Here is a 7,772-nt window from a genome sequence, read left to right on the forward strand (position 1 = left end):
TTTGAAAACTATAGGTACTTGGGAAGGTGATGACTTAGAGGAGTGTCTGAAGCTAGTAATTGCTAGCCGTAGTCAAGCAGAGTTTAATGAAGATAATCCTTTTGAATAATGTACCTAATCGATACAAATCACTGTAGTCTAACTATTTTAGGTAATCTCAATATATTAAATCGCCTTGTTGAGGTTGAAAACAGTCTAGTTTCAACTTGTGTCATTGTGCAGGTAGAATTAATAGATATGGTAACACGTTCTCAAAGGCAAAAAAGTAATTTAACAAATGTTTACCGGAAGCAACAATCTTAGTACGAATTTGCTGCAAACGTTCTCCCAATGGGATTTTATTTGCAGAGTTTTTCAAACTAAGAAATTCAACAAAATCTAAAACTTCCTCTTGTTTGTCTCTTGGAAGAGAACGCCACTTTGTTAATAACTCTTGTTCTGGACTCATTAGTATTTACCCACTATTGTTACTTCTATTGTGATTGGGTATTTTTATTCTAGAATGACATTTAAACTTAATCCTACTCGTGAACAAGAACATCCCCGACTTCTTAAAGAAGTCGGGGATATGAGCCTTTGCCAGAGGTAACTTACGTGCTCATTATCTTTATTACCTCGCCGGAACTTTCAACCCCCGACGCTCAAGGATTTGTCGCACATCTGGGCTAGGGGTGTAATTATAGCCGTAAGAGGAGTTCTCTGTATCATCCATAATTTGAGGTGTGAGTAATACAATTACCTCATTACGCTGGTTCTGTCTGTTTGTACTTCTAAATAGCGAACCAATTAATGGAAGATCACCCAAAATGGGAATTTTGGAGATAGTTGTCCGGTCTGTGTCTTGAATAATGCCTGAGAGAATCAGTGTCTGACCATCTCTCAAGCGAATCGAGCCAGAATTAAGAGAACGCTCCGATACCAAGAATATTTGTTGGCTACCGCCTCCTCCAACGTTGATAGTAGCTGGAGCTTGTGGTGCTTTGACAACGGGAGCTACCGATAGAGAGACAAAACCATTGTCGTCAATTCGTTCAACTTTAACAGCTAGGGTTAAACCTACTCGGTCTTTTTCCGCTGAAATCGTCTCTGTAGCAAGATTTGCATCACGAACTATTTCCCTTACAATATTACCTACCACTTCCTGAGTCAGGTTGACATTAGCGGTTTGGCCTTCTTGTACAATTAACGTCGGGTCTGTCAAAATCTTGGCGTTGCCATTTGTAATCTGAGCTTGCAAGTTAGCGAGAAGACGCTTAGGGAACTGGAATAAAGTTGGGAGAGCGAATGTAGATTGAGAGGGAGTTGTACCTGTTCCTGGAGTGAAGGCCGTAACACCAGGTTGCAGCGGATCGCCTAAACTAGCTCTTGCGGACTGTACACTATTATTTTGGACATCCAAAAATGTTTCTCCCGTTATGGGATTCTGGATGACTGGCGTACTAGTCACACTGGTTGATGCTTCAGCGCTAGTAGCTGGTCTGGAACCGCCAAAATTGAGAGATGCTGCACCGCCATCACTAGTAAAGTAGTTGTTACCAACCCCAAAGGAAAAGCTAGTATTGTAGTCCTGGGTATTCAGAAGATTAACATCAATAATCTTGACGTTGACTACCACTTGACGACGGCGAATATCAAGCTGAGTTAGTTGACCCATCGCCATCTCAACTACTCTGGGAGGGCCAATCAAGGTTAGAGAATTTGTGCGCTCGTCTCCTAATGCTTGTAAACCTCTAAGTAAAGGGTTAGAGTCTTTAAAATCAACGCGTTGAGTTTCAACTCTGGTTTCTGTGGTTGTCTGAGTTTGGGTGATAGGCGTAGCTCCAGCCCCAACAGGTACAGCATTAACACTGGTAACTTGTCGTTCTCGGCTGACAGCACTTTCTGCCCCCAAGCCTACTAAAAAGTTCAGGGCAACTCCCACCGTTACCTGATTCAGTCGCAGGCTACGCATAACCATATCACGGGTGGAATTAGGTAGTTTAGGTCCAACAAAAACCGTGCGATTACTGCGGTTAGCTTCCAAACCACTCAGGCGCAAGACGTAGTTAAACACATCTTGGACTGGTTCGTTTTCTATATCTAGGGAGATTGTTTGAGAGCTTGCTGGTGCATTAGCAGCAGTACCAGCAGCAGCACCAGTACCTTGCTCACCTCCGATATAAGCCAAGTTCAAATTAGCAGCACGGGCAAGCAATGACAAAACCTCACGCACCGGCGCATCTCGCAGCACTAAACGCGGTACACGTTCCTGAGTTCCTAAGTCAATAGTGCTAGGAGAAGCATCAGTATTAGAAATAGCAATATCTCCTACGGGTGGGGCGACGGCTCTAGGTAAGAAAGGTGGAGCCTGACTCACAGGTTGACCTGGCCCAGCAGGTAGTGCAGGTTGTCCGTCAATGGTGACTTCCGGGTTAGGAACGAGGACATCTGGCTTTTGACCAGGTTGGGCTGGAGTCGTAGCAGGCGGTGCTGTGAAAGTTTGGGCTGTTGGCGTTGGTGTTGATGCTATAGTGCCTGACGATGGGCTAAAGCTGAGTGTAATTCCATTTTGCGATCGCACCACAGGTTGACTATTAGGCGTATTGTTGCTACCCGTTACCGTCACCCGAATGCTATTGGCATCAAGCTGATTAACCTCAACAGATGCAATTCCTGGTGCTGGGTTATCTTGACGAAAGCTATTACCTTGTGGTAATCGTAATTGAGTATTGATAATATCTGCGACTAAAGCGTTGCCTCTTTTTGTAGTGAAAACTTGGGGGCGCGACCCTGAAGAAGTTTTCAAAGCAACGCTAATTCCACCATTAACTGGATTTAACTGGACATTAGTAATTTGACTAATTTGTGCCCAAACTGGTTGAGCTGCCAAAAATACAAAAGCGGCAGTACCTAATATAAAACTATTACCGTGAAGCTGTTTCACAGTTCATTCCTCACTTTATAAAACCTTGTTTACAAACAATTCTGAGAAGTTGGAGTTAGGAATGAGGAGTGAATAGTTAGGAATAATAACTCGTAATTCCTGTACAGACGCGATTAATCGCGTCTCTGCTTCTAACTCCTGTACAGACGCGATTAATCGCATCTCTAACTCCTAACTACTTTTTCGGGGCAGCTTTAGCTGCGGCTGCGGCTGCGGCTGCGGCTATTTCTTCTGGAGTAAGTGGCATCAATACCTGTAACTGGAATGATGTATTAATAGCTGCTGGCCCAACCTGCACCGGCGTTTTATCCAATGCGGATTTTGACTCTACTGGAGCCAAAGTTGCTTGATAATCTTTAACTATTAACAAAGGCTGTAAACGCTCAATGTTACGCATTATCGATTGTGTTTGCTCATAAGTTCCCGTAATTTCGGCATTGATATTGCTGCGTTGCAGCTTACCGTCAACCTGTAGCCCTAGAGTTCCATCGGTAACTGGTTCTGGTTTTTGGGAAACTGGCACAAATTTCTTCAATTTGGCTCTCACTGCATTAACAGAAGTTGGAGTACTGCCAGACTCAATTAAACGGTTCAGATCCAACAGCAATGTATCTAAGCTTTTTTCGTTAGCGAATAAACCTAAAACCTGAACTTTTTGCTGTTTTGCCTGTGCTAGCTCGTCTTTAACTTTGCCAATCTCTTTGATACTGGCTTTTTTTTGCTCAACTTGTCCTTGTAGTTCAGAGCTTTTAGCTTGCTGTTGCTGATAGATTTCCCAAGCTGGCATCAGCAGGTTTAAAAATATATAACCTGCTCCTGCTAAACCAATTACCCCCACCAATATGCCAATAATTTTTGGTGTGAAGGCAATACCAAATAGCACGGGGGATGTTGGCGTTGCCTGATCGAATTCCCCACCTTGTTCGCCAAAATTTAAATCATCACTCAGCGTCATTTTGAAATGACTCCTGTTTGTTGGATACTACGAATTCGAGTCACTAACCCCACTGTGCCTTTTTTTTCCAACTCCCGGATTAATTCCGAAGCTGGAACATCGTTCATACTCGATTGAATAGTGTATTCAACTACTTGTGGCGGCTTAATTGTTACACCATTAGCAGGTTGACCTATACCTGGTGGTAAGGGAGCATCTACTAACGTTGCCGTCAGAATTCTGCTTTCTGTGGACTTCAAGAATTGAGACTGTTGTAGACTCAATAAAAAATCATTGACGTCGTTAAAAGAACGAGCCAATCCGGTAATTTCTAACCCCCCAGCAGGATTGCTTGCTGGCTTCCCTTCCGCAGCCGGAATGGGTGGCGTTTGCTTGATGGTCTTAATTTGCACTGCTGCTGGAATGCGATCGCGCAAATCTTGCAGCATTGCTGACCAAGGTCGAATTTGATCAAATACAGTGACTAAAGCTTGGGTTTCCCCTTTAACTGCCTTCGTCTCTTCTTTGATTTTATTAATATTTCCTATTTCTGTATCTAACCTCTTGCTTTCTTGGTCTAGTTGTGCGATTTGACCATCTAATTCAACAATCTTCCCTTGCAACACCCACCAACCAATTCCCAATAAAGCTGGAAGAACCACACCTACTGCAACTCCGGCATACAGTAGTGTTAAATCCCCTGTAGGAAACTTTAGGGATATTCTTCCCGATCTCTCAGGCTTTTTCTGGTATGCTGGGCGATCTTTAAGAAAGTTAACATCTAAGCTGTACATTTTGTTACACCTCCCGCATTCCTAGACCAAGTGCGATCGCCAAGCCAGAGCGTTCCACCTGTGGATATTTATCAGTGTCAACTTCCAAGGACAGAGCTACGATTGGATCTATTTGGGTAGTTGGCAAGCTCAATCGTTGGGTAAAGAATTCATCTAGCTGTTGGAGTCCACCTCCTGGGCCAGCTAATATAATCTGCGCTACCTCCAAATTTTCACTTTGATTGAGGTAAAAATCGATGGAACGGCGCAGTTCATCAGTTAGTTCTCCCAATACTCTTAATATGGCTGCCATACCAGGATTGATTTCAGTAACCCCAGTTTTTACGCCGTCTAGAGATGTTTGGGGAATTACCATTCCGTGTAACAGTTCCATATCTCGTGATGTGGGTAAGCTCATTGCCCTTGCTAAGGCAGTTTGCATTTGATAAGTCCCAATTGGGACTGTGCGCGAAAATTGCGGCACTCCGTTAACGATGATGGCAATTTCTGTACTGTCGAACTCTATATCAACTAGTACTGCTGCTTCTTGCGGCCCAAATTGTCGCAATTGCTCACGAATAGTCCGAATCAGAGCAAAACTGTTAATTTCTAAAACATCGATTTGTAATCCTGCCTGCTCGAATGTACTGATATAGGTATCCGTTATCTCCTTACGGGTGGCAACTAGAAGTACGTGTACTTTTTCAATGCCATCCTCATCTTGAAAGTACCCAAGTTTCTGATAATCTACATCAGCCTCTTCACGAGGATAGGGTAAATATAAACCTGCTTCATGGTTCAGCACCATTTCTCGCAGTTCTTTATCATCTAACTCTGCTGGCACTGGTATAATCCGAACGATGGAATCTCGCCCTGGTACACCAGTGGCAACGCGAGAAGTTTTGATTTTGCTCTCAGCTAGCGCCTGCTGGATTAATTGCGCCATTGCTGCGGGGTCGGTGATTTGACCATCGATAACTACGCCTTCTGGAACTGCTACCGATGTAAAGGTTTCTAGCTTCAAGCCTTGACCCTGCTTGCGTAGCTGAACTACATTCACCCGTTCGGGAGCAAGTTCAATGCCGACCCCTTTTTTTGATTTGCCAAACAGACTTTTGAAGCTTTTTACCACATTTGTGCCCGATGGACTGCTACATTGAAAATTTAAATTTGTTGTGGGTAGAGGCGTAATATATTACGTCTCTACGGGTAATTTATTTAGCCTATAATCTCGACAATTCTGATCTAAGCTTTTCACACTGAGCAAGCGTAAAAATACTGGGAAAATGATTCAATTGCGAAAATTTAAACAACTTGTTGCTTTTACACTAATTGGCTTATTAACCAGTTGGATTGTAAGTTGTAGCACAAGTAATGTTGGTACAGGTACAAAACAGGCTACTTCAGGGGCGGCAACTATTGAGTTTTGGACGATGCAACTCCAACCTCAATTTACCGACTACTTCAAAAACCTAATTGCAAATTTTGAATCGCAAAATCCAGGTATAAAGATTAACTGGGTTGATGTACCGTGGGCGGCGATGGAGAACAAAATTTTAACAGCTGTCTCAGCAAAAACGCCACCTGATGTAGTTAACCTAAATCCGGGTTTTGCTTCCCAACTTGCGGGACGAAATGCCTGGTTAGATTTAGATGCGAAAGTCCCAAACGATGTACGTTCCTCCTATCTACCGAATATCTGGGAATCTTGTACGCTTAATGGCAAGAGTTTTGGGATTCCCTGGTATCTCACCACACGGCTAACCATTTATAACACCGATTTATTAAAACAGGCAGGTATCAATAAACCACCTGCAACCTACGCAGAATTGGCACAAGCAGCGCAACAAATTAAAGATAAAACTGGCAAATATGCCTTTTTTGTAACTTTCGTACCGCAAGATTCTGGTGAAGTGCTGGAATCTTTCGTGCAAATGGGAGTTACTTTAATAGATGCTGAGGGGAAAGCGGCGTTTAATTCAGCACCAGGTAAGGCTGCGTTTCAGTATTGGGTAGACTTGTATAAAAAAGGGTTACTTCCTAAAGAAGCTTTGACGCAAGGACATCGCCACGCGATCGATTTATACCAATCTGGAGAGACTGCGTTTCTAGCTTCTGGGCCAGAGTTTCTGAAAACGATCGCTAATAATGCCCCGAAAATTGCTCAAGCTTCGGGAATAGCACCTCAACTCACTGGCGACACAGGTAAGAAAAATGTCGCCGTGATGAATATGGTTATTCCCCGTGATAGTAAACAACCAGACGCTTCTGTTAAGTTTGCTTTATTCGTCACTAATGACGAAAATCAGTTAGCTTTTGCTAAAGCTGCAAATGTCCTACCTTCTACAGTCAAAGCATTATCTGATAGTTACTTTAAAGATGTTCCAGCTAATGCTTCAACAGTAGAAAAAGCACGGGTTATCACTGCCCAACAACTGCAACAGGCAGAAATATTAACTCCTACTTTGAAGGATTCCAAAAAACTGCAAAAGGCAGTTTACGAAAACTTGCAAGCAGCAATGTTAGGGCAGAAGACTGTAGATAAAGCTGTAGAAGATGCGGCGCAGGAGTGGGATCAAAGGTAGAGTTAGGAGATATAACCACAAAATTAGGACTTATATCATGTCCGCTTGATTGGTTATTAAATCCGAAGAACCCCACCCCGCCAAAGCTACGCTTTGTCTCCCCTCCCCGCTTGCGGGGCTGGGGCTGTGGTTAGCATAACTCATAACTATTTATGCGGACATGATATTACGCATTGACAAGAAATACTAAATATGAATCAAGCTTAAAAACCATATCTTTCGTAAGGGCACAGCAATGCTGTGCCTTATTGTGTATTGCTTCTATTCGAGAACGTAGTTTTATCCAGGATAATTTGATCACCTTGGGAACTCTTACAGCGCTTCCGGCTATTATGCAATACAGTTTTCCTCTTGCCCCTTTCCTATCATAGCTTTCAGCTTTGAGGATGTACCTCATAGCTGCTGGAAGTGCTGTAACCCTCTTCTGTCACTCTCCGGGAGGGCGATCGCTAGAACCCCCATGAGGCAATCAATACAAGCTATACTATTAGAAAAAAATTGGTCTTGTATTTGTTATTAGGAAAAAATCTGGCGATCGCTTCCTGTACAAAGGCTCT

Annotated in this window: 7 protein-coding genes; 1 reads left to right on the forward strand and 6 read right to left on the reverse strand. The window is 43.2% G+C overall.

The genetic code is table 11. The features are described 5' to 3' along the window. Positions 1-211: 211 nt before the first annotated feature. From VE944_RS30905 to pilM, 6 genes are all read right to left on the reverse strand, one after another. Positions 212-448: a hypothetical protein gene (locus VE944_RS30905; RefSeq protein WP_324986632.1), complete on the reverse strand. Its 237-nt coding sequence runs from the start codon at positions 446-448 to the stop codon at positions 212-214. A gap of 162 nt (positions 449-610) precedes the next feature. After that, positions 611-2,923: an AMIN domain-containing protein gene (locus tag VE944_RS30910; protein WP_324986635.1), complete on the reverse strand. Its 2,313-nt coding sequence runs from the start codon at positions 2,921-2,923 to the stop codon at positions 611-613. Positions 2,924-2,938: 15 nt separating this feature from the next. Beyond that, complete coding sequence (locus VE944_RS30915; protein WP_324986638.1) at positions 2,939-3,085, reverse strand: hypothetical protein; 147 nt, start codon at positions 3,083-3,085, stop codon at positions 2,939-2,941. A gap of 13 nt (positions 3,086-3,098) precedes the next feature. After that, entirely contained in the window at positions 3,099-3,878 is a 780-nt protein-coding gene (locus tag VE944_RS30920) for a pilus assembly protein PilO (RefSeq protein WP_324986642.1), read from the reverse strand. Beyond that, positions 3,875-4,651, reverse strand: a complete 777-nt coding sequence (locus VE944_RS30925; protein ID WP_324986645.1) for a PilN domain-containing protein — start codon at positions 4,649-4,651, stop codon at positions 3,875-3,877. The genes VE944_RS30920 and VE944_RS30925 overlap by 4 nt, the downstream gene beginning before the upstream one ends. 4 nt (positions 4,652-4,655) lie before the next feature. Then, positions 4,656-5,762: a type IV pilus biogenesis protein PilM gene (gene pilM, locus VE944_RS30930; protein WP_324986648.1), complete on the reverse strand. Its 1,107-nt coding sequence runs from the start codon at positions 5,760-5,762 to the stop codon at positions 4,656-4,658. 154 nt (positions 5,763-5,916) lie between these two features. Here pilM and VE944_RS30935 point away from each other — a divergent pair, with 154 nt between their 5' ends. Further along, positions 5,917-7,215 (forward strand): ABC transporter substrate-binding protein, encoded by a 1,299-nt coding sequence (locus tag VE944_RS30935; RefSeq protein WP_324986651.1) that lies wholly within the window; start codon positions 5,917-5,919, stop codon positions 7,213-7,215. Positions 7,216-7,772: the final 557 nt, after the last annotated feature.

It is taken from the genome of Nostoc sp. (assembly GCF_035638895.1).
Lineage (GTDB): Bacteria > Cyanobacteriota > Cyanobacteriia > Cyanobacteriales > Nostocaceae > Nostoc.